At 59.5% G+C, this 26,518-nt stretch carries 25 protein-coding genes; 12 read left to right on the forward strand and 13 right to left on the reverse strand.

Annotation, left to right across the window (positions count from 1 at the left end):
- Positions 1–4 precede the first annotated feature (4 nt).
- The 5 genes from ACNYC6_RS27145 to ACNYC6_RS27165 all read left to right on the forward strand — a co-directional run bounded on the left by ACNYC6_RS27145 (position 5) and on the right by ACNYC6_RS27165 (position 6,741).
- Positions 5–1,702 (forward strand): sulfatase-like hydrolase/transferase, encoded by a 1,698-nt coding sequence (locus ACNYC6_RS27145; RefSeq protein WP_419709991.1) that lies wholly within the window; start codon positions 5–7, stop codon positions 1,700–1,702.
- Between the two features lie 141 nt (positions 1,703–1,843).
- The gene (locus ACNYC6_RS27150) at positions 1,844–2,512 is read left to right on the forward strand and encodes an ABC transporter ATP-binding protein (protein ID WP_419709992.1); all 669 of its coding nucleotides are present in this window, start codon (positions 1,844–1,846) and stop codon (positions 2,510–2,512) included.
- A gap of 1 nt (position 2,513) precedes the next feature.
- Entirely contained in the window at positions 2,514–4,985 is a 2,472-nt protein-coding gene (locus ACNYC6_RS27155) for an FtsX-like permease family protein (protein ID WP_419709993.1), read from the forward strand.
- Positions 4,975–6,048, forward strand: coding sequence for a lipocalin-like domain-containing protein (locus tag ACNYC6_RS27160; protein WP_419709994.1), 1,074 nt, complete (start codon positions 4,975–4,977; stop codon positions 6,046–6,048). Before ACNYC6_RS27155 ends, ACNYC6_RS27160 begins: the two co-directional genes overlap by 11 nt.
- 108 nt (positions 6,049–6,156) lie before the next feature.
- Positions 6,157–6,741: a hypothetical protein gene (locus ACNYC6_RS27165; RefSeq protein WP_419709995.1), complete on the forward strand. Its 585-nt coding sequence runs from the start codon at positions 6,157–6,159 to the stop codon at positions 6,739–6,741.
- Positions 6,742–7,073: 332 nt separating this feature from the next.
- Here the strand turns inward: ACNYC6_RS27165 and ACNYC6_RS27170 are convergent, their stop codons facing one another.
- Positions 7,074–7,592: an Hcp family type VI secretion system effector gene (locus tag ACNYC6_RS27170; RefSeq protein ID WP_419709996.1), complete on the reverse strand. Its 519-nt coding sequence runs from the start codon at positions 7,590–7,592 to the stop codon at positions 7,074–7,076.
- 330 nt (positions 7,593–7,922) lie between these two features.
- Between ACNYC6_RS27170 and ACNYC6_RS27175 the strand changes: the two genes are divergently transcribed.
- Positions 7,923–8,600 carry a type 1 glutamine amidotransferase domain-containing protein gene (locus ACNYC6_RS27175; RefSeq protein ID WP_419709997.1) on the forward strand — a complete coding sequence of 226 codons (678 nt, stop codon included), beginning with the start codon at positions 7,923–7,925 and terminating at the stop codon, positions 8,598–8,600.
- 56 nt (positions 8,601–8,656) lie between these two features.
- Here ACNYC6_RS27175 and ACNYC6_RS27180 read toward each other — a convergent pair whose 3' ends face one another.
- The 6 genes from ACNYC6_RS27180 to ACNYC6_RS27205 form a co-directional block, all read right to left on the reverse strand.
- Entirely contained in the window at positions 8,657–10,036 is a 1,380-nt protein-coding gene (locus tag ACNYC6_RS27180; protein ID WP_419709998.1) for a VOC family protein, read from the reverse strand.
- Positions 10,037–10,154: 118 nt separating this feature from the next.
- Positions 10,155–11,111 carry an alpha/beta fold hydrolase gene (locus ACNYC6_RS27185; protein ID WP_419709999.1) on the reverse strand — a complete coding sequence of 319 codons (957 nt, stop codon included), beginning with the start codon at positions 11,109–11,111 and terminating at the stop codon, positions 10,155–10,157.
- A 22-nt stretch (positions 11,112–11,133) separates the two neighbouring features.
- On the reverse strand, positions 11,134–12,588 hold the full coding sequence (locus ACNYC6_RS27190) for a flavin-containing monooxygenase (protein WP_419710000.1): 1,455 nt from the start codon (positions 12,586–12,588) through the stop codon (positions 11,134–11,136).
- Positions 12,589–13,070: 482 nt separating this feature from the next.
- A complete protein-coding gene (locus ACNYC6_RS27195) occupies positions 13,071–13,940 on the reverse strand; it encodes an isocitrate lyase/PEP mutase family protein (RefSeq protein WP_419710001.1) in 870 nt (289 codons plus the stop codon).
- A gap of 160 nt (positions 13,941–14,100) precedes the next feature.
- On the reverse strand, positions 14,101–15,135 hold the full coding sequence (gene astA / locus ACNYC6_RS27200) for an arginine N-succinyltransferase (protein ID WP_419710002.1): 1,035 nt from the start codon (positions 15,133–15,135) through the stop codon (positions 14,101–14,103).
- A gap of 61 nt (positions 15,136–15,196) precedes the next feature.
- A complete protein-coding gene (locus ACNYC6_RS27205; protein WP_419710003.1) occupies positions 15,197–16,213 on the reverse strand; it encodes an arginine N-succinyltransferase in 1,017 nt (338 codons plus the stop codon).
- A 531-nt stretch (positions 16,214–16,744) separates the two neighbouring features.
- Here ACNYC6_RS27205 and ACNYC6_RS27210 point away from each other — a divergent pair.
- Both ACNYC6_RS27210 and cobF read left to right on the forward strand, forming a co-directional pair.
- Positions 16,745–17,317: a histidine phosphatase family protein gene (locus ACNYC6_RS27210; protein WP_419710004.1), complete on the forward strand. Its 573-nt coding sequence runs from the start codon at positions 16,745–16,747 to the stop codon at positions 17,315–17,317.
- Complete coding sequence (gene cobF / locus ACNYC6_RS27215) at positions 17,317–18,072, forward strand: precorrin-6A synthase (deacetylating) (RefSeq protein WP_419710005.1); 756 nt, start codon at positions 17,317–17,319, stop codon at positions 18,070–18,072. Before ACNYC6_RS27210 ends, cobF begins: the two co-directional genes overlap by 1 nt.
- Before the next feature lie 8 nt (positions 18,073–18,080).
- On the opposite strand, the gene ftrA is transcribed toward cobF, so the two are convergent.
- The gene (ftrA, locus tag ACNYC6_RS27220; RefSeq protein WP_419710006.1) at positions 18,081–19,055 is read right to left on the reverse strand and encodes a transcriptional regulator FtrA; all 975 of its coding nucleotides are present in this window, start codon (positions 19,053–19,055) and stop codon (positions 18,081–18,083) included.
- Between the two features lie 101 nt (positions 19,056–19,156).
- On the opposite strand from ftrA, the gene ACNYC6_RS27225 reads away from it, so the two are divergent.
- The 4 genes from ACNYC6_RS27225 to ACNYC6_RS27240 all read left to right on the forward strand — a co-directional run bounded on the left by ACNYC6_RS27225 (position 19,157) and on the right by ACNYC6_RS27240 (position 22,812).
- The gene (locus ACNYC6_RS27225; RefSeq protein WP_419710007.1) at positions 19,157–19,591 is read left to right on the forward strand and encodes a rhodanese-like domain-containing protein; all 435 of its coding nucleotides are present in this window, start codon (positions 19,157–19,159) and stop codon (positions 19,589–19,591) included.
- Between the two features lie 369 nt (positions 19,592–19,960).
- The gene (locus tag ACNYC6_RS27230) at positions 19,961–20,740 is read left to right on the forward strand and encodes an ABC transporter substrate-binding protein (RefSeq protein ID WP_095193484.1); all 780 of its coding nucleotides are present in this window, start codon (positions 19,961–19,963) and stop codon (positions 20,738–20,740) included.
- Between the two features lie 131 nt (positions 20,741–20,871).
- On the forward strand, positions 20,872–21,984 hold the full coding sequence (locus ACNYC6_RS27235; protein WP_419710008.1) for a M14 family metallopeptidase: 1,113 nt from the start codon (positions 20,872–20,874) through the stop codon (positions 21,982–21,984).
- 111 nt (positions 21,985–22,095) lie between these two features.
- Complete coding sequence (locus tag ACNYC6_RS27240) at positions 22,096–22,812, forward strand: alpha/beta hydrolase (protein WP_419710009.1); 717 nt, start codon at positions 22,096–22,098, stop codon at positions 22,810–22,812.
- A 3-nt stretch (positions 22,813–22,815) separates the two neighbouring features.
- On the opposite strand, the gene ACNYC6_RS27245 is transcribed toward ACNYC6_RS27240, so the two are convergent.
- From ACNYC6_RS27245 to ACNYC6_RS27265, 5 genes are all read right to left on the reverse strand, one after another.
- The gene (locus tag ACNYC6_RS27245) at positions 22,816–23,388 is read right to left on the reverse strand and encodes a hypothetical protein (protein ID WP_419710010.1); all 573 of its coding nucleotides are present in this window, start codon (positions 23,386–23,388) and stop codon (positions 22,816–22,818) included.
- Between the two features lie 109 nt (positions 23,389–23,497).
- Positions 23,498–23,824 (reverse strand): putative quinol monooxygenase, encoded by a 327-nt coding sequence (locus tag ACNYC6_RS27250; RefSeq protein ID WP_419710011.1) that lies wholly within the window; start codon positions 23,822–23,824, stop codon positions 23,498–23,500.
- Between the two features lie 28 nt (positions 23,825–23,852).
- On the reverse strand, positions 23,853–24,527 hold the full coding sequence (locus tag ACNYC6_RS27255; protein ID WP_419710012.1) for a glutathione S-transferase family protein: 675 nt from the start codon (positions 24,525–24,527) through the stop codon (positions 23,853–23,855).
- 82 nt (positions 24,528–24,609) lie between these two features.
- Positions 24,610–25,527, reverse strand: coding sequence for a DMT family transporter (locus tag ACNYC6_RS27260; protein ID WP_419710013.1), 918 nt, complete (start codon positions 25,525–25,527; stop codon positions 24,610–24,612).
- A gap of 56 nt (positions 25,528–25,583) precedes the next feature.
- Positions 25,584–26,381, reverse strand: coding sequence for a hypothetical protein (locus tag ACNYC6_RS27265; protein WP_419710014.1), 798 nt, complete (start codon positions 26,379–26,381; stop codon positions 25,584–25,586).
- Positions 26,382–26,518: the final 137 nt, after the last annotated feature.

The following is a 26,518-nucleotide window of genomic DNA, read 5'->3' on the forward strand; positions in this document are numbered from 1 at the left end:
GATAATGATTGGATATCTCAAACAAATTTTAATTGCTGTCTATTTGATTACCCAATACGACTATTACTTTGGGCGTATTAGCGCGATCGGAATGGGCTTGCCGTTGTTATTATTTGTCGGAATGTTTGCCGTACTAACTATTGCTTTATTTATGACGGCGAACATTCGTCAGACGCTTGTTCGGCATTTTTTCGCCTTGACGATGTTTGGCTCGGCGGTGTTCTTTGATGTTTATTCGCGGGTCACCGCTGACTACCTGACCTACAGCAGTTTCGTCTCGCTGGTGTACTCCGGTGGTTTCATCGAAGAAGCGCTGTACCAGTACCGCGATGCGATCATCAGCGGCGTGCTTGGTGGATTGCCGCTGTTGTTGGGCATCGGCCTCAAGCCGCGTCGACAGACGCCAGTGCCGGAAGCGTTGTTGGTGGCGGCGCCGGTGTTGGGGATGCTGTTGCTCAGTGCGGTGTTGTTCGTACGGGCGGGCGAGGGCGCGCGCGGGTTACCACAGATGTACACGCCATTGGCCTACCTCAACCTGTTCGCCTACGAGGCCCTGCACAATACGGTCGGCCCGCGTGAGCGGGTGAGCCTGGCGCGTATCGAGCAACCGGTGAACCACGATATCGTGCTGATCATCGACGAAAGCATTTCCGGCAACTACCTGGACATCAACGCGCCGTTCGGCGTGCACAGCAATCTCAAGGAGTCGCATCCCGGGGTTGATATCTTCAACTATGGCTACGCCGCCTCGATCGCCAATTGCAGCGTCGATACCAACGTCACCCTGCGCTATGGCGGCACGCGCGCCGACTACGTACGAATCAACAGCACGCTGCCGTCGATCTGGCAGTACGCGAAAAAGGCCGGCTTGCACACCGTCTACATCGATGGCCAGCGCACCGGCGGCAGTTTGCAGAACCTGATGACCGAGACCGAAAAAAAGGACATCGACGAGTTCGTGCAATTTGATCAAACCAGCGTGCGCGATCGCGACATGGCTGCGGCGGCAAAGTTGATCGAATTGCTCAACGACGGCAAGCCGCAACTGGTGGTGATCAACAAGGTCGGCGCGCATTTTCCGGTGCACGATAAATACCCGGATGGCTTCATGGCCTATCGTCCGACGCTGCCTCGCGGGCAGTTCGTCGAGGTTGCGGACACCGGCGAGCGTAATGGTTTCAATGGTCAGTCGGACGATTGGGTGCTGTACCGCAACGCCTACAAGAACACCTTGTTGTGGAACGTCGGCGAGTTTTTTTCACGGGTGTTTGCCCAGGCCAATTTGAACAACGCCTTGCTGATCTACACCTCGGATCATGGCCAGGATCTGCACGAACGAGGCAATCCCGGTTTGAACACCCATTGCGGTGGCGACCCGGTGGAGGAGGAAGGGTTGGTGCCGTTGGTGGTCATTCAGGGCAGCGGCTTGAAGACGCTCGACTGGCAGGCGCAACTGGCCGGCAACAAGGATCGCTCCAGCCACTACAACATCTTCCCGACCTTGTTGCAGTTGATGGGGTATGACCTGGCGGGTGTGGAGGCGGTGTACGGCAAACCGTTGAGTGTGCCGACGGCGGACGAGTTCACGTTCAACTACCGGTTCAATGCGCGGTTGGGGGCGAAGCCGGAGTGGAAGCATATTGATTTGAACAGCATTGTGACGCCGGAGCAGGCGCCTGGCAGTGTGGCGGTGGGGCAGTGAAATCCTGATTGCCTGAACTGGCCTCATTGCGAGCAAGTCCCTTTAGGGGGGGGCGCCACCGGGCCGCGGCGTTCATCGTCAACGGACAAAAACCATTCAGGGCCGCTATTCTTGGCCCACGCTCATCGAATGGGTTCTTCCATGCTTGAAGTCCGGGGTGTGTTCAAAAGCTACGCCACGCCGCAAGGGCCGTTGCCGGTGCTGCAAGGCGTCGACCTGAATTTGAAACCCGGCAGCAGCCTGGCGTTGATGGGCGAGTCGGGCAGCGGCAAAAGCACCTTGCTGCACCTGATCGCCGGGCTGGACAAGGTTGATCGCGGCAGTATCCGCAGCGGCGAACATCGACTGGAACAGATGAACGAAGGGCAACTGGCGAACTGGCGACGCAGCGAGATCGGCCTGGTGTTCCAGCAGTTCAACCTGATCGGCAGTTTGCGGGTGGAAGACAACCTCGCGTTCCAGGCGCGGCTCGCCGGGCGCCATGATCCGCGCTGGCAGGCGCATCTGGTGCAGCGCCTGGGGCTGGGCGAGTTGCTCAAGCGCTATCCGGAACAACTCTCTGGCGGCCAGCAGCAACGGGTCGCATTGGGTCGAGCCCTGGCCCCGCAACCGAAACTGCTACTGGCCGACGAACCCACCGGCAGCCTGGATGAAACCACCAGCGACGAGGTATTGAGGTTATTGCTGGAACTGCTCGATGACAGTGCCACGACGTTGTTGATGGTCACCCACAGCCCCGGCGTCGCCGCGCGACTGGCGGAGAAAGTGGTGCTGCAGGGTGGGCGTCTGGCCGCTGTGGACGAGCGCTGAAGTGCGCATCTTTCGCGAAACGATGCGGGCGCTGCTCAGTCACTGGCGACAGCACCCGGTGCAGTTTTTCAGTGTGTTGACCGGGTTGTGGCTGGCTACCAGCCTGCTGACCGGTGTGCAGGCGTTGAACAGTCAGGCGCGAGAAAGCTACGCCCGCGCCAGTCAATTGATCGGCGGTGAACCCCAGGCCAGCCTCAGTGCAACCACTGGCGGGACGTTCCCTCAGCAATGGTTTATCGACCTGCGCCGCGCCGGTTGGCCGGTGTCGCCGGTGCTGCAAGGGCGGGTGACGCTCAAGGGCCATGAGGATCAGCGGTTGCAACTGATGGGCATCGAGCCGGTGTCACTGCCGGCTGGTAACGAGGTGGCAGGGCAGACACTGGCGATCGAACAGGTCGTCGAATTTTTCACCCCGCCCGGCAGCACCTGGATTTCGCCGTCAACCGTGCAGGCGCTGGGTCTGCGCGAAGGCGATCGGCCCTTGAGTGTCAGCGGTGCGTCACTGCCGCCGCTGCATGTGCAAACCGACATGGCCCCCGGTGTATTGCTGGTGGACATCGGTTTTGCCCAGCGGATTCTCGGTTTGCCCGACCAGCTCTCGCGCCTGTTGTTGCCAAAGGATTTCACCGCGACCTTGCCCGAGCCGTTCAAGGGACAACTGCAATTCAAAAGCAGCGCTGAAGAAAACAACCTGGCGCGCCTGACCGAGAGCTTTCATCTGAACCTCAATGCGCTGGGTTTTCTGTCGTTCGTGGTCGGGCTGTTTATCGTGCATGCCGCGATCGGGCTGGCGTTGGAGCAGCGTCGAGGTTTGCTGCGGACAATGCGCGCCTGCGGCGTCAGCGCGCGAATGTTGATTGCTTGCCTCGCGGTCGAACTGGGCGGGTTGGCCTTGATTGGTGGCGTGGCCGGGGTTGTCAGCGGCTATCTGCTGGCGGGCGTTTTGCTGCCGGATGTCGCCGCCAGCCTGCGTGGTTTGTACGGCGCCGAAGTGGCGGGGCAGTTGAGCCTCAGTCCGCTGTGGTGGCTCAGCGGGATTGACTTGAGCCTGCTGGGCGCCTTGCTCGCCGGTGGCCACAGTTTGTGGCGGGCGTCGCGTTTGCCGTTGCTGGCGCTGGCCGACCCGCAGGCCTGGCATCAGGCCCATGCGCGATGGTTGCGGCGTCAGGGATGGGTGGCGGCGCTGGCCTTGGCGATTGCAGGGCTGTCGTTAGTGTTTGGCGACAGCCTGATCAGCGGATTTGTCTTGATGGCAACGCTGTTGGTCGGTGCGGCACTGGCGTTGCCGGTGGTGCTCGATGCGCTGCTCAACCTGCTGCTGCAACGCAGCCGCTCGGTACTTGGCCAGTGGTTTCTCGCCGATTGTCGCCAGCAATTGCCGGCCCTGAGTCTGGCCCTGATGGCGCTGCTGTTGGCGCTGGCGGCGAACATCGGTGCCGGCAGCATGACCGCCGGTTTTCGCCAGACGTTCAGCGATTGGCTCGAACAACGGCTGACCGCCGAGCTTTACCTCAATCCGCAAAACCCGGTCCAGGCCCGGGAACTGCTCGCCTGGCTCGAACAGCAGCCGCAGCCCACGGCGGTGCTGCCCAACTGGCAAGTGTCGATCCAGCTGCAAGGTTGGCCGGCGGATATCTTCGGCGTAATCGATCATCCGACCTATCGCCAGCACTGGCCGCTGCTGGAAGCCTTGGGTGACAAACCCTGGGATCACCTGGCCACGGACGATGTCGTGATGCTCAGCGAGCAACTGGCCCGGCGCTTGAAAGTGCAGTTGGGCGATCAGCTGTCGATCGCCACGCCCAATGGCCCGTGGTCGCCACGTATCGTCGGGATCTATGCCGACTACGGCAATCCGAAGGGTCACCTCCTGGTCAATGTCCGTCACCTGCTGCGCGGCTGGCCGCAGTTGACGCCGAATCGCTTCAACCTGCGCATTGAGCCGGCGTCGATTGCGCCGTTCGTGAAGGCACTGCAAGAGCGTTTCGCCCTGGAAGACAGTCGCATTGTCGATCAGGCTCGGCTCAAGGGCTGGTCCACGCAAGTGTTCGAACGCACCTTCGCCGCCACCGCCGCGCTCAACAGCCTGACGTTGTGCGTGGCCGGCGTAGCGTTGTTCATCAGCTTGTTGACCCAGAGCCAGAGTCGCCTTGGGCAGCTGGCACCGTTATGGGCACTGGGCGTGACACGCCGGCAATTGATGCTGCTCAACCTCGGACAAACCTGGCTGTTGGCGGTGCTGACACTGGTGCTGGCGTTGCCGTTGGGCATTGCATTGGCCTGGTGCCTGGACACGGTGATCAACGTCCAGGCGTTTGGCTGGCGCCTGCCGCTGCGGGTGTTTCCGTTGCAACTGTTGCAATTGATGGGGTTGGCGCTGGTGGCGACGTTGCTGGCTTCGGCATGGCCGTTGTATTCGTTGTATCGCACGCAACCGGCGGACTTGCTGAGGACGTTTGCCCATGAGGATTAAGTTCGCCGTGTGGCTGTCGGTGTTGCTACTCAGCGGTTGCGATCAATCGGCACCCGTGGAAAAAGGCTTTGCGGGCCTGGGTCATCAAGCGGCCGCGTTCACGCCGGTGGTGCCCGGTCGAGTGTTCAGTTTCCCGGTGGATCACGGCCCCCACGACGGCTTTCGCATTGAATGGTGGTACGTCACGGCCAACCTCAAGAACGAGCAAGGCCAGGAATTTGGTGCGCAGTGGACGCTGTTCCGCAGTGCCTTGAAAGCTACGCCCGAAGTGGCCGGTTGGGAAAACCAGACAATCTGGCTCGGTCATGCGGCCGTGACCTCGGCGACGGTGCATCACGCGGCCGAACGTTATGCCCGGGGTGGCATCGGTCAGGCCGGTGTCAGCCTGGCGCCATTCAATGCGTGGATCGATGACTGGCGATTCAGCAGTCAGGCTACGGCAGAAAATCCGTTGGCCGACTTGCAACTCAGCGCCCACGACAAATCCTTCAGCTACCAATTGCGGCTGACCTCAACCCGTCCGCTGGTGCTGCAAGGTGACAAGGGTTTCAGCCAGAAATCCGAACAGGGTCAGGCCTCGTACTACTACAGCCAACCGTTTTTCCAGGCCAGCGGCACCCTGATAATCGACGGCCAGCCGCATCAGGTCAGCGGCCCCGCGTGGCTCGACCGCGAATGGAGTAGCCAGCCCCTGACTGCCAACCAGACCGGTTGGGACTGGTTTTCCCTGCACCTGGACAGTGGTGAGCAAGTGATGCTGTATCGCATGCGGCAAAAGGACGGTGAGCCCTGGCTGACCGGCACCTGGATCGATGCCCAAGGCCAGACCCGGTTGCTGCAGGCCGGCGACATCCGCCTCACGCCACAGGACACCGCTACCGTGGCTGGGCGCAAGATGCCGGTGCGCTGGTCGATCCGGATTCCCGACAAGCACCTCGATATCGTCATCAGCGCCCTCAATTCCAACGCCTGGATGGATTTGCGCATTCCTTACTGGGAAGGCCCGGTGCGCTTGAGCGGCAGCCATGGCGGGCAGGGGTATCTGGAAATGACCGGGTACTGAGGTCGATCACCTTGATGGAGCCGGCACAGCGTCTATGCTCATCGCACGCGGCGTCGAACCTTGAGTCAGCGCCGTTTGTCGCCATTGATCACAGGGAATGTTCTGCCTATGAAACGTCACGCACTGACCAAAGCCATCACCCTTGCCACCTTGCTGTCTGCCGCCAGCCTGAGCGCCGTTGCCGCAGACATTCCGCTGTCCGCCGTCGTGGAAGCTGATCAGATCACCACCAAAGTCGTTTCGGTCGATGCCGCCAGCCATCAAGTCGTTCTTGAAGGGCCGGAAGGTCGCCAGGTGCATGTGCAACTGACCGAAAAGGCCAAGAACCTCGACAACCTGAAAGTCGGCGATCAGGTTGACGTCAAAGTGACCCGTGCCGTGGCGGCTTACCTGGATACCGATATCGACAAGGGCCTGCCAGGCCACACCGAGCGCACCGGCGAAGTCCGCGCCGCGCCGGGCAGCGCCAATCCTGGTGGCGAAGCCTACCGTCAGGTACAGGTGCAGCTGAAAATCACCGGAATTGACGTGAAGAACAACCGTGTGACCTTCGAGAACCCTAAAGGCCAGTCGAAAACAATCGATGTCGAAAGACCGGAAGTTCAAGCAAAACTGAAGGATCTGAAAGTTGGGCAAAGCGTGTATGTGACTTACACCGACATACTGACGGTGACCAGCAAACGTGGAAGTTGAGTGTTAGCTCTACTTTAAGATTGTTCTTGTACAATTTTTTGTATAAGAACAATCAACCCTTTGATGGTCGGGCTGGTGAGTTTTTAGTCATCTGGCTAAGTAATATTGGAGTCGGCATTTAATGAAATATGTATCGGAAAATTTCATTTTTTAAGCGCGGACATATTCATCGACTTCAATTAAAATGTGCCCCGTTCGCCCAGTGTCACGGCTCTTTACCAGTGCATGGATTGCCGAGGCCATTGCACTGGGCGAACACCTTTATCGGAGTGCAGTATCAAATTTCAGATGAAAAAAGGCGACAGTTAAGTCGCCTTTTTTATGCGCGCAATTTATTCGCTTTTCAGATTACGCCAGTCATCCGATCCTGAAGTGCCTGATACTTCGTGAGTCCAGGAAATTTTGCGGTAGGAAAAGTGTACATTTTGCAGATGAGTGAAGTGTGAGTTAGCAGTGTCTTGGCAGTTGTGCATGTAGTCTTTGATGTGGACGATGATCGCGTCTTCCAAAACCGTGGTGTAGTAGTGTTCTTGAGTGCCTGTCGCTGAAGTACGAAACCATTGGATTTCGATTTTCGTCAGGCGCTCGCCAGAAGTCAGCGCTTCCAGCAACAGGGGCGAAGCCTTGTCGAACACTTTGGTAATCACCACGGGTTTGTGAATGCGTTGCCCTGTTGGCTGACCCGATTGAGGATCGCGTGGGATCGTGAGTTCGTGGCTGAAGCCTTGAACCATGACTTCATCTTCGTGGCCCTCCTGATAGGCATTGCCAACAGAATCCAAGGTGAATGCGCCGGCAGTGATCAGGCCCTGTTTTTCGCCAGTCACGGACATGTACGCGGGTGTGGCCATGGATGCTCTCCTTGCTAGAGTTAAGTCAGACTCCCGACAGACACTATCGCCTGATGGGGGCCTGACGGTTAACAAGGTCCGTGCCATAACCGGAAAATTAATATAAATCAGTAGTTTGGATGGGTGTTTGGAAAAGCCTCCGGCATAACGCCCGAACATCTGAGCAGACAGTTGCGCAGTATCCAGCGAAGTGCTGCGCAGCCCACCCAAAGGTGTTTCAGACCGAACGATCAGCCGCTCGCCAAGGTCTTACGCCCGGGTCCATGCGCAGCTTCTCGCGCACCACGGCCATACGCCACCACCGCAGTCCCGAGACGGAGTGAAGACGACATGAACATCCTGATGGTTTTAACGTCCCACGATCAATTGGGTGACACCGGCAAAAAAACCGGTTTCTGGCTGGAAGAGTTCGCCGCACCGTATTACGCCTTCAAGGATGCGGGCGCGCAATTGACCCTCGCCTCGCCCAAGGGCGGGCAACCGCCGCTGGACCCGAAAAGCGACGAGCCTGACGCGCAAACCGAAGCCACCGAGCGCTTTCGCAAGGATCCTGCGGCGCAGTCTGCATTGGCCTCGACCGTCGTACTCAATACGGTAAAAGCCGGCGATTACGATGCGCTCTTCTACCCCGGCGGCCATGGCCCGCTGTGGGACCTGGCCGAAGACAAGCATTCGATTGCCTTGATCGAAGCGTTCTACAACGCCGGAAAACCGGTTGCGACCGTTTGCCATGCACCGGGTGTGCTGCGCCATGCAAAGGGCGCGGATGGCCAGCCATTGGTCAAGGGCAAAAAGGTCACGGGGTTCACCAACAGTGAAGAAGACGCCGTGCAACTGACCGATGTCGTGCCGTTTCTGGTCGAGGACGAGCTCAAGGCCAAGGGCGGAATTTTTTCCAAGGGGCCTGACTGGGCGAGCTATGTGCTCACTGATGGCCTGTTGCTGACCGGGCAGAATCCGGCGTCGTCGCAGGCGACGGCGGAAGCGCTGTTGGCGAAACTGAAATAAACACTACAGATCGTCCGAACGCCGTTTGCGCGTTCGGACGATTTTTGCGTCATGTCTTACTGGTTGAACGCTGCAAAACACTGCTCGATCGAACGCCGTTGCGTCTCTGCATACAGCCCCAATTCATCAATGGTCGAGCGCCCCAAAGCTTTCTCGAATGCCTGTTGATTGGCGTGCACGCCATAGTGAGTCTGCGCGGCGTCCCCCAGGTTCGACTGAAAAATCCCCGCTGCACTCACCGGCAGAAAATCTTCGTACACCAGCGGTTCAACCCGCAAGTAACCGTCGCTGACCAGGTCTTCCAGAGGCAAGGTTTTCAGCTCGGCGGCGGCCAGGCCTTTTTCCGTCAAGAAGTAGCGAAAGTACGCCAGTTCCTGTCGGCGCATGCCTTCATAGGTATCAGGGAATTCGCTGAAATGCTGCGCCATCAATGCGTTGTAACGCCCGGCGTTGGCTTCGTTGGGGAAGTCCTGGAGTTCGTCGCGCGCCGCATTGAGCAAGCGGTCATACAACGCTCGACCTTTAGGCGTAAGGGCCGCGCCGCGTTGTTCGATCTCGCCGAAACGGGCGCTGTGATTGCCTTGGGTTTCGACCTGGTCGGTGAAGGCGACCGGTTCATCGAGCGCCTTGAAGCTGGTTTGGCGCAACAGGATCGGGCACAGGCGACGGGGCGGGCCTTCGATCACGGCTTTAGGTGTGATGCCGTGGGCCGGCATTTGCGCCTGGACGATGTCGATGTCCAGGGTCCGCGGTGTCAGGTGATTGATGTGCGGGCCTTTGAACGCCACCACATCGGCAATCAGGCGATGCTGGGCGCTGAGTTTCCGGTACTGCTCGGCGGTGACGGTGGCGCTGTGGTGCCAGCGGAAGGTTTCCAGCGCCTGTTTGACGAATTCCTGTGCCTCTTGCTCGGTAAGACCGCCCTGGTTTTCGGCGCGATCGATGAGGGTCAGCGCGGTCGGGGTGAAAATCGAACGTTGATCCAGTACCGACTGGGCGAACGCCCGCAGTTGCTGGTCTTCGATCAGTTCCAGGCGCAACAGCGAGGTGAAGACGCGGAACGGGCTGACTTGCAGCGCCGTTTCGTGCACGGCGCGAAATGCCGTGGAGTGCACCGGCACGCCGGCCGGGGTCAGGTCGTAGTAACCTACAGGTTGCATGCCCATCACCGCGAACAGGCGGGCGAGGGTGGCCAGTTCAGCGGCCGTACCGACCCGGATGGCGCCATGGCGCTCCAGGTCCAGGCGTTCGATTTCGCCGGTGCTGTTCAACTGCCGGGCCACTTGCGGGTCGCTGTCCAGTACGTGGCGGTTGGTCTGCTCCACCAGCTCCATCAGCGCGCCGTACAGCGGCACTTCTTCGCGGTACATGTCGGACATCGCTTTGGAGAAGCGTTGGCGGATCAGGTCGGGGCTGACGATGCTCGGGTGATTCATGAACGAAATTCCTGGCGCGGTGACGAGAAGGATGGGAGAAAAGATCGCAGCCTTCAGCGACGCCGACAAACGAAGTTTCTGACGAACTTCATTCTGCAAAGGACTGCAACGGCTGTGTTTAGTGCAGTCGTTGATCCTGAGGGCTTTCCGAGCGCAGCGATGCCAAAAACTCCCGATACAGGCGTGCAGAACCCGCTGGCGCCTCGACCATGGGCATGTGCCCGATGCCTTCCCAGATTTCCACCCGCAGATCGGCGATGCCCTTGCTCCAGATGGCCACGCTGCTGACATCGATCAGGCGATCTTTGCGCCCCCACAGCAACAGCGCCGGTGCCGTGATCGCTGGCAGTTTTGGCTCCATCGGTGGGCTGGCGCGAAAATCACGGAAGATTTCTTCAAGTTCGTCGCGCGATTGTTCATAGCGGTGGGCGATGGCGTCCAGCACCACGCGTGGCACCCACGGTGGATCGGCCATGGTCATGGCATAGAAGTATTTGAATTCTTCACGGGAGTGAATCAGGAACGGGTTGTGGCCCTTGGCCAAATGGCGCTCCAGGTCACTGGGTTCGGGCGAGGTGACGCCAGCCGGATCGATCAGGGCGACCGAGACAATGCGCTCCGGATACGTGGCCGCCAGCCATGCCGCCAGGTAGCCGCCCATCGAGTTGCCGATCACATGAACCCTCTCGACACCACAGACATCGAGTAACTGAATCATGCGTTTGGCCTGCAGCGGGATGTCGTAGCCGCCACCGACCTTGAAGCCGGTTTCGCCGTGGCCGGCAATGTCGGGGATGATCACCCGGTAATTACCGACAAAGTACCGGGCAAAACGCAGCCAGATATTTTTGTCGGCACTGAAGCCGTGCAGCATTAATACATTGCTGGATGCTTCGTAGGGCCCGCCTTGCCAGGTCGAGACCGTCATTTCGCTGATGGGCACGACAATCTTGTGCAACTTGTACAACTTGGCCTCGGCGGCGGTGCTCAAGTCGTACAGCCAATAACCGATGGCCGGGTAGCTCAACCAGCTCCAGGCCGCAAAAACCGCGATAGCGACAACCAGTAAAAGCATTGGAAGTCTTCCTTCTAATGGCTCAGGACAAAATGTGATCGGCGGGTTTCAGGGCTCGGGTCAAGCGATGGAAACTGAAACTGAACCCCGGAAACATGGCAATCACATGACCGCTCTTGCTTTGATACCAACTGTGGCAGCCACCGGACTTCCACACCGTGCGTTCCATTTCTCTATGGATCATTTCAGTGTAGGTACGTTCTGCCTCGGGGCGAACTTCGATGCTGCGTAAACCTTGTGTTTTTAATGTGCGAATGCAGTCGAGGATGTAATTCATCTGCGATTCGATGATAAACAGCGCTGACGTGTGGCCGATGCCGGTATTCGGGCCGGTGACGATAAACAGGTTGGGAAAGTCCGGCAGGCTGGTGCCGAGGTAGGCGCGAGGATACTCGGCCCAGACATTTCGCAATTGCGTGCCGTTTTTGCCGGTGACCGGGTAGGAAATCACCCCGTCGGTGGCGTCATAACCGGTAGACCAGACAATCAGGTCGAGATCGATGTGCTGGCCGTCCTGCATGACGATGCCGGTTTCGTCGATCGTGGCGATCCCTTGTTCACGGCTGTGCAGCGTCACGTTGCTGCGGGCTAGCGCCGGGTACAACGTGCTGGAAAGGATGACCCGTTTGCAGCCGATGGTGTAATCCGGCGTCAGTTTTTTCCGCAGTTCGACGTCTGGCACTTGGCGTTTGAGAAAGCGCAGCGCCTGATGCTGGACCATGCGCACGGCCGGCTTCGAATATTTGAAGGCTATCACCCGGGTTTCGAACTGCCAGTAGATCATCCAGCGCAGCAGTTTGTAGGCCGGTTTGAACCCGAGCAACCAACGCTGGAAGCGACCGAACGTGCGATCCGCCCGAGGCAACACCCAGTGCGGCGTGCGCTGGAACACATGTAGATGCGCAACGTCCGGGGCGATTGCCGGAATCACCTGGGCCGCACTGGCGCCGCTTCCGACGATGGCTACGCGTTTTTGTCGGTAATCGTAGGAATGGTCCCAATTGTTGGTGTGAAAGGTTTTGCCCTGAAAGCGTTCCTGGCCTTCGAAATTCGGCACCACCGGTTGGCTCAAGGGACCTGTGGCATTGATCAGGAATTGTGCGTGGAACGTGCCTTTCCCGGCGGTGTGTACGGCCCAGCGTTTGCCGGTATCGTCCCATTCGACACGCTCGACATTGGCCTGTAGTTCCACCCGGTCGCGCAGGCCGAAATGCTCCACCACGTAGCCGGTGTAGCGATGCAGTTCGGCCTGTTCGGCGAACATCTGCGTCCAGCGATAAGGGGCGAAGGACAATGAGTAGAGCGCAGAGGGCACATCGACGGCGGCGCCGGGGTAGGTGTTCTGGCACCAGGTGCCACCGAAGAAGTCCCGCCGTTCCAGCAGGCGGAAGTCAGTGATGCCGGCCTTGAGCAAATTCACCGCTGCACACTGGCCGCCAAAGCCGCTGCCGATGATCAGCACTTGGAAGGTCTGCATAGGGCTCCTTTTTTGTCGTGACGAGTCCAACCTGTTCTTCATGTATAGCCAATCATGGCGCCCGCGTATTGTGTCTATGTCGGGGTATTCAGCGCGCATCGATTCGGTTTGATCCCTGTGGGAACGAGCCTGCTCGCGATGGCTACAGCTTGTTGACCTTGTACATATCCGTTTCTTCGGTCACGGCGGCTGGCGGTTTCGCCCTTATGGCGACTCACTTTTTACAAGCGCCGGAGTGCCGGCCCAGCAAAAAGTAAGCAAAAAACGCTCGCCCCGAACGGACGGCTCCTCGCTAAGGCTCGGGGTTCCTTCGCTCCTGCATTCAGCCTGCCGAGGGGGCGGGTGGATCAAAAGCGGCAGGCGAGCTAACGCTCGGCCTGTGGAGTGGTGAGAAGCCAGGTGTACACCGATGGGCTCTTCTGTAGGAGCCAGCCTGCTGGCGATGGCGTCGTGTCAGGCGATGGAGGTAAACCTGCTCCCCATCACTCCTTGACGTGCATGAACTCTTCCGCCCAACGAATGTATTCCTCAGGCTGCGTGTAGGTATGGGTCAGTTCTGTCGCGTTCAGGTCCGCGGCCTGGGTGAAGATCTGCCGTTGTTCGCGCAGGCTGTCGTACGTCGCCTTGATCGCGGCGAAGTAGGCACCATGGCCATCGATGACGACGCGCACGCCCAGTTTTGCCAGGCGTTGGTCGTCACGCAATAGCGGATTGCCGTAGGTTACCAGCATCAGCGGCACGCTCAGGTGTTCGGCGATCTGCTCCAGATGGTCGAAATCCTTCACGCCCACCATGCAAATCCCGTCCGCGCCGGCGGCTTGATACTGCTTGGTGCGGCTGATGATTTCCTGGACCGGCAAAATCCCCGCGTGGGTGCGGGCGATGATGGCCATTTCCGAGTCGCAGCGGGCTTCCAGTGCCGCGCGGATCTTGCCGACACCTTCGGCGACGGTGATCAGGTCGGTGGATTTTCGGCCGAATTGCGCCGGCAGCAGGGTGTCTTCGATGGTCAGGGCGGCCACGCCAGCACGTTCGAGCTCGACGATGGTGCGCATCACGTTGAGTGCATTACCGTAGCCATGGTCGGCGTCAGCAATGACCGGCAATTGGGCGACACGGCCAATGCGGGTGGCCTGCTCGGCGAATTCGCTGAGGGTGATCAAGGCAAAGTCAGGGGCGCCCAGCACCTGCAACGATGCCACCGAACCACCCAGGATGCCTACCTCAAACCCCAGGTCGGCGGCGATGCGCGCCGACATTGGATCGAAGACCGATGCCGTGTGATAGCAGGTGTTGGAGGCGAACAGTTGACGAAAATTGCGGCGCAAATCTTGATGAGACAGCCTGGACATATGAGTTCCACCAATGGAAATGGAAGGGCTTGAGCAAAAGTGTCAACGCCGAAAGTGTAAAAGGCTATCACGTAGGGAGGTGGAGAATGATGACGAATTTAGCGCAATTACTGCCTTTTTGATCCCGGTAATACTGCGTGCCACGTACTTACGTGAACGGTCAGGCCGCTACGGCTTGCTGCTGTTGGTTGAGCAGCGGCACGGCCCGAACAGAATCACCAGGTTGTAATTGCAGGCGTTTGGCCGTCAGGCGATCAACCATCAGGCTGCGCCCTGACTGTCGTGCCGCAACCGCGGTGATGCGACAGTTTTCCAGGCGGCGGTTGTAGACCAGCCATGTCGGTGCCTGTTCATCCGGAGTGCCAATGGCCAGTTCCAGCAGTTGACTATCGCGCACCGTGCGGATGCCCGCGGTAGGCGCCTCGATGACCGGGCCCGCATCGAAGATGTCGATGTAGCCCTTGTGCGCAAAACCCTCGGCGGCAAGGATTTTCAAGGCTGGCTCGCTGTTCGGATGAGGCTTGCCGATGACGGCCTGGGCCTGTTCGGTGAGCAGGCAGGTGTAAATCGGTTGGCGTGGCATCAGTTCGGCGATGAACGACTTGTTACCCAGCCCCGATAAGTGATCGGCATGGCTGAAATCCATCTTGAAAAAATGCCGACCCACACTGTCCCAGAAGGGGGAACAGCCTTGTTCATCGGCACTGCCGCGCAGTTCGGCGATGAGTTTTTCGCCAAACAAGTGCGGGAACTCCGCTACAAACAACAAACGGCTCAGGGACAGCAATCGGCCGTGATTGCCCAGTCGTTGATCGGGGCGCAGAAACAATGAGCAGAGTTCCGATTGACCGGTCATTTCATTGTTCAGGAACAAGGTCGGAATATGCCGCTGGATACCCAGGTCCGCTGATGAACTGACCGTCAGCCCTACCCGGTAGTTGTACCAGGGTTCGCGCAGGCCGACGGCTCCCGAGAGGGCGCTGACGCCGATCACTTGCTGATCGTCGTCCTCGAGGACGAACAGGTAATCGGCATCGGCACGTTCGACCTGTTCGGCGAATGTTCTCTTGGCCCAGCGCAGACGGTGGGCCAGGTGGTTTTCGTCAGCCGAGAGGCTGGTCAGTGCGCGGCCGGCATGTTGCACCAGCGTGAGCAAGGCAGGCAGGTCAGTGACCTGAACCGGGCGGACAATCATGGTGCAACTCCTTTTGCGTGCCTGCTCGGGCGTTTTCGTTGGGCATGAGCCCACAAAGTGCTCACAGGGCGATCAGCCGGACAGGACTGCCGTTGCTCACTCTCAGCGCAGCGCACATCCCGGCGTCCAGGGTCACCGATTGCCCGGCAACATCGTCCAGATCAGCGACGATGGCGCGAAAGTTTTCCAGCGAATCGTTGCTCACCAGGTATCGGCCGCGGGCGTCGATGGTTGCGCCGGGATTTGCCGAAGCCGTGCGGCTTTGCGCAATGGAACGGATCCCGGCGGTGCGTGCATACAGCGTCGGGCCGCCATCGAACAGGTCGACATAACTGTTGGTTTCGAACCCCTCGCGCTCCAGGATATCGAAAGCTTCCTGGCCACCAGGGTGGATGCGGCCGATGCAGTCCTGCGCGGCCTGAGGCAGCATCGGCACGTAAATCGGGTACTGCGGCATGAGATCGGCGAGAAAGCTTCGGCTTTCCAGACCGCAAAGCCGTTCGGCCTCGACGTAGGGCAGGTCGAAGAAATGCTTGCCCACGGCGTCCCAGAATGGCGAGTGGCCCTCGTCGCTGCTGTAGCCGACGATCTCGGTAATCACCGCATCGGAAAACCGCCGCGCGTGGGCCGCGATGAACAGCAGTCTGGCCCGTGACAACAGTTCTGAAAACGCTGTGCGCTCCAGCTCGGCATCGATGTGAAAGCCCCGCAGCAAGGTGTGGCCGCTGAGGTCGTGACACAACGACAGGGCGGGTACGCCATGCTCGATGTTGAGCTCCCGCGAGGCACTGTTGAAGTGGCGGTTGCGCAAGCTGTAAAACGGTTCGCTGAAGCCGGCGGTGGCGAGTATTTCCGAACAGCCCGCCAGTTTTTTAGTCGTCGAGTCCTCCAGCACGAAGCAGTAATTTTCCGGGCCGGGGTTCTGCACGTTTTGTTCGAACGACGTGCAGGAGTCGAGAATTTTGTCGCGCAGACGTTCGCTGTCGTCCGGCAAGGACGTGACGCCCACCAGGCTTTCGCGAGCCAGTCGCTGCAATTGGGGCAGGTCGGTTAACTGCACTGGACGCAAGACCAGCATGGATGAACTCCTGTATCAAAGGGCTCGGCAACGCGTGCCGGGCCTGACTATCACTGTCGGTTTCCACACGTTAAAACGGCGGTCGACCTGTCAGGCGCCGCTCTTTTTATTCGTTCGTTACTTGGGACGGCTACAGGCGAAGCCAGGCCCGATCCGTGATATCCGGACGGGGTCATCAACATGCATACGGCTTTGCGTGCGAATCACCAGGATCGGTGATTGGGTCTTGGCATGAAGGCATCCGGGCTCCTGCTGGATGGTGGGGGGGCAAAATCCGTTGAAAGGAGTATTTAGTTAAGGCGCACAACATGTCTAGTTAATTTTCGTGCGGCTTTTCAACGCCCGGGCATGGGGCGAAATAGGGCTACGGGCAAGTCGACTGAGCTTGTAGGTCATCGCCTAAAGAGTGGTCGGACGTGACTGTATTTGGTGGATGAAATGCCTCTGCGAATCAGGGCCGCTTACGGCACAATTGCGCGATGGCTGGCGCCGCGGTGCCGATTTTCCTTTCTATCGACAGAGTGATCCTTCGTGCAGGCGACTCGTTTAACCTTGATGTGCCACGCTCGAACCGTCGCACAGAAACTGGCGCGTTTTCCTACGGATGAGCCATTGGAGATGGATTGGCAGTCGGCGAGGGGCGCTCGCAGTTCTCAATTCAAACTCCCGCCGAAACTGCTGTGCGGTCCGGAGCTACGAGCCCGGCAAACCGCCGAATTGTTTGGCAGCACTGTGGAAGTTGTCGCGGCCCTCAGGGACTGTGATTTCGGCCGATGGAGCGGCGTTCGCATCAACGATCTGCAACAAGCCGAACCTGAATTACTCCAGTCCTGGCTTGCCGACCCGAATTCAGCGCCCCACGGCGGCGAGTCAATGGCGCAGGTCACTGAGCGGGTGGATGCTTGGCTGTCGACACTGGAGGCTGCACCCGGTCATGTCGTGGCCGTGACCCATCCATTCATCATCCGCGCCGCGCTCACCACGGTGCTGCGAAGTTCGGCGTTCAACCTGATTGATGTTGAACCGTTGTCGGCCATCGAACTGAGGTTCAATGGATGCTGGCGGCTACGTTTGCCGGGCACTGACCCTGAAGGAACACTTTGATGAAAAAACTCCTGATTATCGGCATCGGCGCGGGCAACCCCGACTACATCACGATGCAGGCCGTGAAGGCGCTGAATCGGGTCGACGTGTTTTTCCTGATGGACAAGGGCCAGAGCAAAGACAAGCTGATCGACTTGCGCCGGGAAATTTGCGAGCGTTACATCACCGGTCACGATTATCGCTTTGTCGAAGCCTTGAGCCCGGAACGCGAGCGGGGCGATGTGGACTACGCGGACAGTGTCGACGATCTGAACCTGGCCAAGCAGCGGACCTTCGAACGGCTGATCAACGAGGAAATGTCCGACGAGCAATGCGGCGGTTTTCTGGTGTGGGGGGATCCGGCGTTGTACGACAGCACAATCCGGATCTTGCAGGCGATTCTGGCCTCGGGCGCGTGTGCGTTTGAGTTCGAGGTGATTCCCGGTATCACCAGCGTCCAGGCGCTGACAGCGCAGCACAAAGTGCCGCTCAATCAGATTGGCCGCTCGGTTGAAATTACCACCGGACGGCGTCTGGCGGCGGGGCAGGTGAGCGATGCGGACAGCCTGGTGGTGATGCTGGATGCGCAGGATGCCTACCATCAGGTGGCAGATCAGGATACCGAGATTTGCTGGGGGGCTTACCTCGGAACGCCAGATGAGATCCTGATCCGCGGCAAGCTCAAAGATGTGGCGGATGAGATTGAGCGAGTGCGCAAGGCAGCGCGGTTGGCCAACGGCTGGATCATGGACACCTATCTACTGCGCAAGCCCTGAAGAACACCTCAGGAAATAGTCTTGACCTTGCGCCCGAACCGTTCCCGATACACCGACGGTGGCACGCCGACCACGCTGCGAAACGCCACCCGGAAGCTTTCCACCGAACGATAACCGCAGTGCTGGGCAATCTGCTCGGTGTTTTGATCGGTGCTTTCCAGCAATTCGCGAGCTCGGCCCAGGCGTTCGTGTTGCAGCCACGTCTTGGGCGACTGACCGCTGGCCTCACTGAAGCGGCGCAGGAAAGTGCGCTCGCTCATGGCCGCTTCGCTGGCGAGGTCGCGCACTTCCAGCGGTTCATGCAGACGTTCACGCGCCCACTGCATGACGCGGGAAAGATCGCTGCGCGGCGTAGGACTGACCGGTGTCGGAATGAATTGCGCTTGGCCACCGGTGCGTTGTGGCGACATCACCAGTCGCCGCGCCACGGCATTGGACACCTGTGTACCGAAATCCCGTGTGACTAGATGCAGGCAGGCGTCGATGCCCGCCGCGCTGCCGGCCGAGGTGATCAACTGACCCGAATCGACATACAACACGTCCGGGTCCACCCGGATGTTCGGAAACCGTTCGGCCAGTTCCGTGGTGTAGCGCCAGTGCGTCGTGGCGCCATGACCGTCGAGCAATCCGGTGGCCGCCAGCACGAACACCCCTGAACAAATCGACAATAACCGCGCGCCTCGGGCATGGGCCTGCCGCAGGGCTGCAAGCAACGGCTCGGGCACTGCCGCGTGGCGATCACGCCAGCCGGGAATGATGATGGTTCGGGCGTGTTCGAGCAGTTCCAGGCCGCCATCGGCCAGGACCTGGATGCCGCCCATTGCGCGCATCGGTCCTTGATCGACCGCGACAATTTGATGTTCGTACCACGGGAAATCGAACTCCGGTCGCGGCAGGCCAAAGATCTCCACGGCGATGCCGAACTCGAAGGTGCAGAGGCCGTCGTAGGCCAGAATCGCGACCAATCCAGGGGCTGATTGCATTTGGCGGAAAGTTCCCGGTGAGTGTCTTGTGCGCCACTGTAGCCGCAAGTGCCAGGCGGATAAAGTCTGTTCACACCCACTGACACTCTGGAGAACTGCCCATGAACAGCCTGGTCCGCGAAATTCCTGCCGCCCCATCGGCCATCGCCCTGATGCATTTCAGCAACCGCCTTACATACGAAACTGACTGTTCCGACGTCCATGGCAGCCAACAGGCCGGTCTCATCGATTTTGTCCTGGTTGATGTGCGCGGTCCGCTGGCATTCGAACGTGGCCATGTGCCGGGTGCGATCAATATTCCGGGGCGTTTGATCACTGCCGAAGGTTTGGCGGCTTACCCGAAAACCAGCCTGTTCGTCGTTTATTGTGCGGGGCCGCACTGCAACGGCGCCAACAAGGCAGCGGTGAAACTGGCGGCGCTGGGCTACCCGGTCAAGGAGATGATCGGCGGCGTGACCGGGTGGCTGGATGAAGGGTTTGAGTTGAGTGTCGCGGCGCAACGGCCTGTGAAAACCGTGATCGGGTGCGAGTGTTGAGGTCAGTGAAAAGATCGCAGCCTGCGGCAGCGCCTACAGGAGGACGCATTCTCCATTCAGGATTTGCGGCAGGCTGACGGTCACTTCGCCGCAAAAAAAACAGCCATCGCCAGCGCGACTCTTCAGTCGGAACTCGGCCAATGTCTTGTAGGTTTTTTCCGAAAACGATAATTGTCTGACAGGCTTTGCACCGCTCTGGCGCACGCATCTACAGCATCCCGCTGATCGACCATTTTCTGTATTTATTTGTCGCTTCGAAACAATTTGCCCCGCACTAGCCACTCTAGACTGCCGGCCTCTTCGGTCTTTACCCGCCACAAGCAACGACCGAAAGCTGCCAATAAAAGCCTCCGCACACAGGAGTTATAAATGAAGAAGCTAGTGATGTTCGGTGCCCTGGCACTGTCGATGTTGTCCCTGACTGCCGTGGCCGAAGACGCCAAGCCGATCCGCATCGGTATCGAAGCCGGTTACCCGCCATTCTCAATGAAAACCCCTGACGGCAAACTCACTGGTTTCGACGTTGATATCGGCGACGCGCTGTGCGAACAGATGAAAGTGAAATGTACTTGGGTCGAGCAAGAGTTCGACGGCCTGATCCCGGCGCTGAAGGTCAAAAAAATCGACGCCATCCTGTCGTCCATGACCATCACCGATGATCGCAAGAAGAACGTCGATTTCACCATCAAGTACTACCACACCCCGGCGCGCTTCGTGATGAAGGCAGGCACCGACATCAAAGACCCGCTGACCGAACTCAAAGGCAAGAAGGTCGGTGTGCTGCGCGCCAGTACCCACGACCGCTTCGCCACCGAAGTGCTGGTTCCGGCCGGTATCGAACTGGTGCGTTACGGCTCCCAGCAGGAAGCCAACCTCGACATGGTTTCCGGTCGCGTCGACGCGCTGCTGGCCGACTCGGTCAACCTGGACGACGGCTTCCTGAAGACCGACGCCGGTAAAGGCTTCGCTTTCGTCGGCCCGACCTATGAAGACGCCAAGTACTTCGGCGGCGGCGCCGGTATTGCAGTGCGCAAGGGCGATAAAGAGCTGGCGGACAAATTCAACACCGCCATCACTGAAATCCGCGCCAATGGCAAGTACAAGCAAGTGCAGGACAAGTACTTCGACTTTGACGTTTACGGTCATTAATACGCCGTAAGTGCAGGCGCTGCCGCAGGTTCGGGCCGCGTTCGGACGATCTGTTGATCCTGCTTTTCAACGTCAAGAGATCGCAGCCTCGTTTCACTCGACAGCGCCTACGGAAACTTTGGAGTTCTCCCATGCAACGCATCGACCACCCGCTGCCTTGGAGCCACCTCGGCTCCGAACGCACCCTCAGTGTTTTCCGTTATGGTGCGGGCACCCGCAAGGTCTACATCCAGGCCAGCCTGCACGCCGACGAATTGCCGGGTATGCGCACGGCCTGGGAGCTGAAAAAACGCTTGGCCGAGCTTGAAAGCCAAGGGCAGTTGAACGATGTGATCGAGTTGGTGCCGGTGGCCAACCCGATCGGTCTCGATCAGCACTTGCAAGGCTGTCACATGGGCCGCTTCGAACTGGGCAGCGGCAAGAATTTCAACCGCGCATTTGTCGAACTCAGTGCACCGGTGGCGCAGATGGTGGGTGATCGTCTGGGCAGCGATGCCGAGGCGAACATCGCGCTGATCCGTCAGACCATGGGCCAGGTACTCGACGGTTTGCCGGCTCCGGCATCACAACTCGAAGCCATGCATCGTCTGTTGTTGCGCCACGCCTGTGACGCTGACATCACCCTCGATCTGCATTGCGATTTCGAGGCGGCAATTCACCTTTACGCGCTGCCGCAACACTGGCCGCAGTGGCAATCCCTGGCGGCGCGTTTGCAGGCTGGCGTGGCGTTGTTGTGTGAGGATTCCGGCGGCAGCTCTTTCGACGAATCCTGTTCTTCACCATGGTTGCGTCTGGCCAGGGCCTACCCCGAGGCCGCCATTCCACCGGCCAACCTGGCGACCACCCTGGAACTGGGCAGCATGGGCGACACCCGGGTCGATCAGGCGCAAGCCAATTGCGAGGCGATTCTGGGCTTTCTCGCCGAGCAGGGTTTCATCAAGGGCACTTGGCCGGTGGCGCCGGATGAGTGCTGCGAAGGCATGCCGTTCGAAGGCACCGAATATCTGTTCGCACCGCATCACGGAGTGGTCAGTTTCCTGCGCGAGGCCGGTGAGTGGGTGGAGAAGGGCGATGCGTTGTTTGAAGTGGTCGACCCGTTGAATGACAAGGTCACCACCGTGCGTGCCGGCACCCGTGGCGTTTTGTTTGCGATTGATCGAGGGCGCTATACGCAGCCGGGGACCTGGCAGGCGAAGGTGGCGGGGCGGGAGCCGATTCGTGCTGGAAAATTGATCAACGACTGACCGACGTTTTTTGCAATCTGGTCTGGCGGTTTTAGCCACTCCCGAGATGCCTCGGCCGGCTTCACAGTGTTAGGCTCTTCCCCGAATCCTGCGCATTGTGAAGGAAGGCTTATGTTGAAATTTCTGGCTCTGTTCATGCTGCTGGCATCCGCCGCTGTCCACGCTCAAAACCCGCTGCAAACCGACCTGCCGCTCAAGTACCTGGAACAGGCACCCTCCGATTCCCACGATCAGCCCCTGGTGATTTTCCTCCACGGTTACGGCAGTAACGAGCAGGATCTGTTCGGCATCAAGGATGAATTACCCGCGCCATACACGTACCTGTCGGTGCGGGCGCCGATGGTGATGCAAGAGGGAAGTTATCAGTGGTTTCGCAAGAAAGGCGAAGGTGCCTACAACGGTGAAACCGATGATCTGAAGTCCAGCGGCCAGTTGCTGCTGGATTTTGTCGCACAGGCAACAAAGAAATATCACACCGAACCGGACAAGGTTTTCCTGGTGGGGTTCAGCCAGGGCGCGATCATGTCTTACGAAGTCGCGCTGCGCCATCCCGAAGCGGTGGGCGGAATCGCTGCGTTGAGCGGGCGGATTTTGCCGGTGCTCAGGGCCGAATTGAAACCGGATGAAAAGAGCCAGTCGCTGGCGATTTTCATCGGTCATGGCACGGCGGACAAACGTCTGCCGTTCAGCGATGGCACCGAAGCGAACAGCCTGTTGCAGAGCATTTCACTCGAACCCGAGTTCCATGCCTACCAGGGTGCTGGCCACAACATCAGTGCCGAAGAGATGCAGGATTTGAGCGCCTGGTTGCAGCGCCTCAATCCCTGAAGTTTATTTGCCGCTGACGATCTGCTTGATCAGCGTCTCGTGGGCGGCCATGTCGCCGGGGCGGGAAATGACCTGAATGACGGTCATGTGGCTGCCGGACGCGGCCATCAGCGTGGTGTTGAGGGTCATGCCGCCGCCCTGGGTGGCGGTGCTGTCGACCTGGCGCACGCCTAGTCCGGTGCTTTTCAGGGTCAGGCTTTTTTCGCTGAGCTTGTTGTAGTCGGGCAGGGCCTTGCGTTGTGCCGCGTCGAAGTCGGCCACGGTGCCATCGAGAAACGCGCCGTCGTTGTCCTTGACCGTGGTGCCTTCCGGCAGGCTGTTTTGCGCGGCGATGACCACGGTCTTGGTGGTCTCGTTGGCGTACATGGTGCCGCTCGCGCCGGTGGGGCTGGCCGGCAGCGGATTGGCGACGAACCCCTTGGGCAGGGTGAACGTGAACTTGCCGTCGAGCATCGAGACCTTCTGTGCCGATGCCGTCTCCTTGGCGGTGGCCTTGGCGGCCTGCGCATTCAAAGCCCCAAAAGTGGCCGCCGCGGCCAGCAACAGGACAACGGCTTTTTTACTCAACAGTGACATTCGAAATCTCCAGGGAGGGTCGCGCGGTGGGGGGGCGATCATCCCATGGAGTTTGTGACGTGTTCCAGCGTGGGGTAACGGACGGTCGATGTCCGTTGCCGAGCCAGACTCAGACTTCGCGACGCACCGGATAACGCTCGATCACCTCCAAAAACTCGATCCGTCGTTCACTGGCCAACAACGCCGGCAGCAATTTTTCATACGCTTGGCGATACGGCTTGCTCAGGTGACGAGCGATGAAGTCTTCTTTGCTGCAGTTCCAGGTTTCGTAGAGCACCAGGGTGTTCGGTTCGTCCTGGCGTTGATGCACCCAGGTGTTGACGAAGTCCGGCTCGGCCGACATGTGGTGCACGACGTCCAGCAGCCGTTCTTTGGTTTCGGCGAAACGCTCGGGTTTGCTCGGCAGGTAAACGATAAACGCGACTTGATCACTCATTTCATCACCTTCGAAGGTCGGGAGCGGCTTACTGGGCCTGGTTTTGCGGGAACAGGTTGCGGCGGGTTTCTTCGTCGAATTCGGCCTTGAGCACCAGTTTCTCTTTCAGACCCAGAGCGCGTTGGGCTGCCGGGCGGGCGCTGACTTCATCGAGCAGGCGCTTGACGTTCGGATAGGCCGCCAGACCGTTTTCACCGAGGATGTACGGCGCGTAGTTGGCCCAGCCCCAGAGCGCCATGTCGGCGATGCTGTAGGTGTCGCCTGCCAGGTACGGGTGTTCGGCCAGGCGTTGATCGAGTACGCGGTAGTGGCGTTCGACTTCCTTGAGGTAGCGGTTTTTTGCATACGGCAGGTCTTCCGGCGCGTGGTGCATGAAGTGTACGGCCTGGCCGGAGAACGGCGAGAGACCAGTGGCGATGAACATCAGCCAGGACAGCAGTTCGGCATTGCCGGCAGCGCTGGTGGGCAGGAAACGCTGATATTTTTGCGCAAGGTGCAGCAGGATCGCCTGGGAATCGAAGACCGTGGCGTCGCCATCGACCAGCGCCGGGACCTTGGCGTTCGGGTTAATCGCCAGGAAGTCTGGCAGGTGTTGCTCGCCCTTGAAGGTGTCGACGCCGATCAGCTCGTAAGGCGTTTGCAGTTCTTCAAGCAGCAGGGCGACTTTCATCGGGTTCGGCGAAGGGTGGAAAAAGAATTTCATGGTGTAGCCCTCAGTGGTCAGTGGTTTGAACTGAGGCTGATGGTGGGCGAAACCTGTTCGATTGACGTACGGAGATCTTGGCCTACTCGTGCGAAACCATCGAAGGTGTTGCGGGGGATTTAACCGACGGTTGCGCGGTGGCAATCACCGCGCCGGCGATGATCAGCAGCGCCGGAATCATCAGGATCGGGCTGGCATGGCTGCGGCCGACGACAATCAACAATACGGTGGAAATCAGCGGAGCCAGATAGGACAGCGCTCCCAGCGTGGCCAGACTGCCGTGTTTGGTGGCGTGGTCCCAGGCAAAAAACGCCAGCCCCGCCGGGCCGAGGCCCAGAATGACGATCGCTGTCCATTGCCTGAAATCGGGCCACACTGTGGTTTCGAACGCCAGATGGCAGACCAGCCCGCCCACGGCGGACATGCCGCAAATGCCGCCGATGATGCTGCTCGGTACTTCCTTGAACCGCCGGTTGAACACCGAGTATCCGGCCCAGATCAGCGCACATCCGAACGCCGCCAGATACCCGGCCACTGGCATCGTGGCGGAGGTATGGGTATCGCGTTGCTGCATGATGAACGCGGTGCCTGCCAGGCCCAGCAGGGCACCGAGGACTTGTCGCTTGTGCAGTTTTTCTCCGGCGGCGAAGGCCGAGAGCAGCACCAGCAGCAGGGGCCACAGGTAGTTGATCAGGCTGGCTTCGGCTGCCGGCGCGGACTTGAGCGCGAAAAAATACAGCGCGTGATAGATGAAAATTCCGACAAACCCTGTCGCCCAGACGGGCCAGGGTTGTCGCCAACTGCTGAAACCGCTGAGCCCGCGTCGACCCAGAATGATCAAGGTCGCGATAAACGCAACGCCGAAACTCAGGGTCAGCAGTTCAAACGGTGGAATGCCTTCGGTGAGGGTGGTCAGCAATGCCAAGCAGGACCAGAGGAAGATCGCGATCACGCCGACCGCGGTGGCGGAGCGGGCACTACGGACGCTGGACGTGGCCATGTCTGTTCCTTCAGGCGTTGTACGGGCGAGTTCCTTGCCCGATGACCTGTTGCAGCTTAGCGCTTGATCGCGGTTCGTCCAGTGTCGGCGGGAACCTGGCCGACGGGCCGCGCCAGCAGGCGTTTGGTCACGCCGAGCATCGCCACCGACACCGCTACGCCGAGGGCAAACGCGCTCATCCCCATACTCGGCAATGTCAGCGCCAGGACCAGGCAGAACGCCGAGAACGAATACATGCCAGTGGCCGTCGCCCGCAGCAGGGCCGCGGTAAACGCCGGGCCACGGGTTTGCTGGGAGAACACCGCCATCACGCTGCCCAGCACAGGAAACACGGCGAGCAGGCCGCTCCAGCGGTCGCCGACGGTGCTGGCGAGCAGGGTGACGGCCAGGGTCAGCAGGGCGCCGGCGACCATGCGCAGCAGCAGTTTGTCGGACTTCGGTTTTGGACCGGAAACGATGGGTTGCACCGATGGGAAGAGGTAAGGCGCGGCCAACAGGGCGGTCGCGGCGGCGATCACCGAAAACACCAGTGATGGCGGGATCAACGACAGCACCACGGCGATCACGGCCCACACCAACAGGGAAATCGTCAGCGCCAACGGCCATCGGGTGCGTTGGGCGACCTGTGCGTAGGTCACGCAGAAGGCAATCATCGCGAACATGGCCGACAACGCCGCCTGGGCGGATTGAGCGGCGAACAGTTCGCCCTGTTCGATGGCGAGGAAAAACAGAATCGGCCCGACCACCACCGGTAACCCCGACAACCAACCGGCCACGCTTGGGCCCCAACGTTTACCCGCCAGGGAAATCAGCAGCAGGAATCCGGGAATCACCAGCAGTTTGAGCATCAGCACGCGTACATCTCCACCCTGTGTCAGGTGGCAACGTTAGCACCGAGAGAGATGGATTGCTCTATATGTGTCGATTTTTTGTATACAAGATTCGAGCCGTGTAGGAGCTGTTGTGTGTACCTCGAAACGTCTAAGCTGCG

Origin of the sequence: Pseudomonas sp. NFX224, from assembly GCF_048565165.1 — a bacterium.
GTDB lineage: Bacteria > Pseudomonadota > Gammaproteobacteria > Pseudomonadales > Pseudomonadaceae > Aquipseudomonas.

Excerpts from the sequence above, each read along its gene's own strand:
- ACNYC6_RS27170 (WP_419709996.1), bottom strand. The coding sequence starts at position 7,592 with ATGGCCACACCCGCGTACATGTCCGTGACTGGCGAAAAACAGGGCCTG.
- ACNYC6_RS27145 (WP_419709991.1), top strand. The coding sequence starts at position 5 with ATGATTGGATATCTCAAACAAATTTTAATTGCTGTCTATTTGATTACC.
- ACNYC6_RS27160 (WP_419709994.1), top strand. The coding sequence starts at position 4,975 with ATGAGGATTAAGTTCGCCGTGTGGCTGTCGGTGTTGCTACTCAGCGGT.
- ACNYC6_RS27150 (WP_419709992.1), top strand. The coding sequence starts at position 1,844 with ATGCTTGAAGTCCGGGGTGTGTTCAAAAGCTACGCCACGCCGCAAGGG.
- ACNYC6_RS27185 (WP_419709999.1), bottom strand. The coding sequence starts at position 11,111 with ATGCTTTTACTGGTTGTCGCTATCGCGGTTTTTGCGGCCTGGAGCTGG.
- ACNYC6_RS27245 (WP_419710010.1), bottom strand. The coding sequence starts at position 23,388 with ATGTCACTGTTGAGTAAAAAAGCCGTTGTCCTGTTGCTGGCCGCGGCG.
- ACNYC6_RS27205 (WP_419710003.1), bottom strand. The coding sequence starts at position 16,213 with ATGCTGGTCTTGCGTCCAGTGCAGTTAACCGACCTGCCCCAATTGCAG.
- cobF (WP_419710005.1), top strand. The coding sequence starts at position 17,317 with ATGAAAAAACTCCTGATTATCGGCATCGGCGCGGGCAACCCCGACTAC.
- ACNYC6_RS27180 (WP_419709998.1), bottom strand. The coding sequence starts at position 10,036 with ATGAATCACCCGAGCATCGTCAGCCCCGACCTGATCCGCCAACGCTTC.
- ACNYC6_RS27195 (WP_419710001.1), bottom strand. The coding sequence starts at position 13,940 with ATGTCCAGGCTGTCTCATCAAGATTTGCGCCGCAATTTTCGTCAACTG.
- ACNYC6_RS27165 (WP_419709995.1), top strand. The coding sequence starts at position 6,157 with ATGAAACGTCACGCACTGACCAAAGCCATCACCCTTGCCACCTTGCTG.
- ACNYC6_RS27225 (WP_419710007.1), top strand. The coding sequence starts at position 19,157 with ATGAACAGCCTGGTCCGCGAAATTCCTGCCGCCCCATCGGCCATCGCC.
- ACNYC6_RS27260 (WP_419710013.1), bottom strand. The coding sequence starts at position 25,527 with ATGGCCACGTCCAGCGTCCGTAGTGCCCGCTCCGCCACCGCGGTCGGC.
- ACNYC6_RS27235 (WP_419710008.1), top strand. The coding sequence starts at position 20,872 with ATGCAACGCATCGACCACCCGCTGCCTTGGAGCCACCTCGGCTCCGAA.
- ACNYC6_RS27250 (WP_419710011.1), bottom strand. The coding sequence starts at position 23,824 with ATGAGTGATCAAGTCGCGTTTATCGTTTACCTGCCGAGCAAACCCGAG.
- ACNYC6_RS27175 (WP_419709997.1), top strand. The coding sequence starts at position 7,923 with ATGAACATCCTGATGGTTTTAACGTCCCACGATCAATTGGGTGACACC.
- ACNYC6_RS27190 (WP_419710000.1), bottom strand. The coding sequence starts at position 12,588 with ATGCAGACCTTCCAAGTGCTGATCATCGGCAGCGGCTTTGGCGGCCAG.
- ftrA (WP_419710006.1), bottom strand. The coding sequence starts at position 19,055 with ATGCAATCAGCCCCTGGATTGGTCGCGATTCTGGCCTACGACGGCCTC.
- ACNYC6_RS27230 (WP_095193484.1), top strand. The coding sequence starts at position 19,961 with ATGAAGAAGCTAGTGATGTTCGGTGCCCTGGCACTGTCGATGTTGTCC.
- ACNYC6_RS27255 (WP_419710012.1), bottom strand. The coding sequence starts at position 24,527 with ATGAAATTCTTTTTCCACCCTTCGCCGAACCCGATGAAAGTCGCCCTG.
- astA (WP_419710002.1), bottom strand. The coding sequence starts at position 15,135 with ATGATTGTCCGCCCGGTTCAGGTCACTGACCTGCCTGCCTTGCTCACG.
- ACNYC6_RS27240 (WP_419710009.1), top strand. The coding sequence starts at position 22,096 with ATGTTGAAATTTCTGGCTCTGTTCATGCTGCTGGCATCCGCCGCTGTC.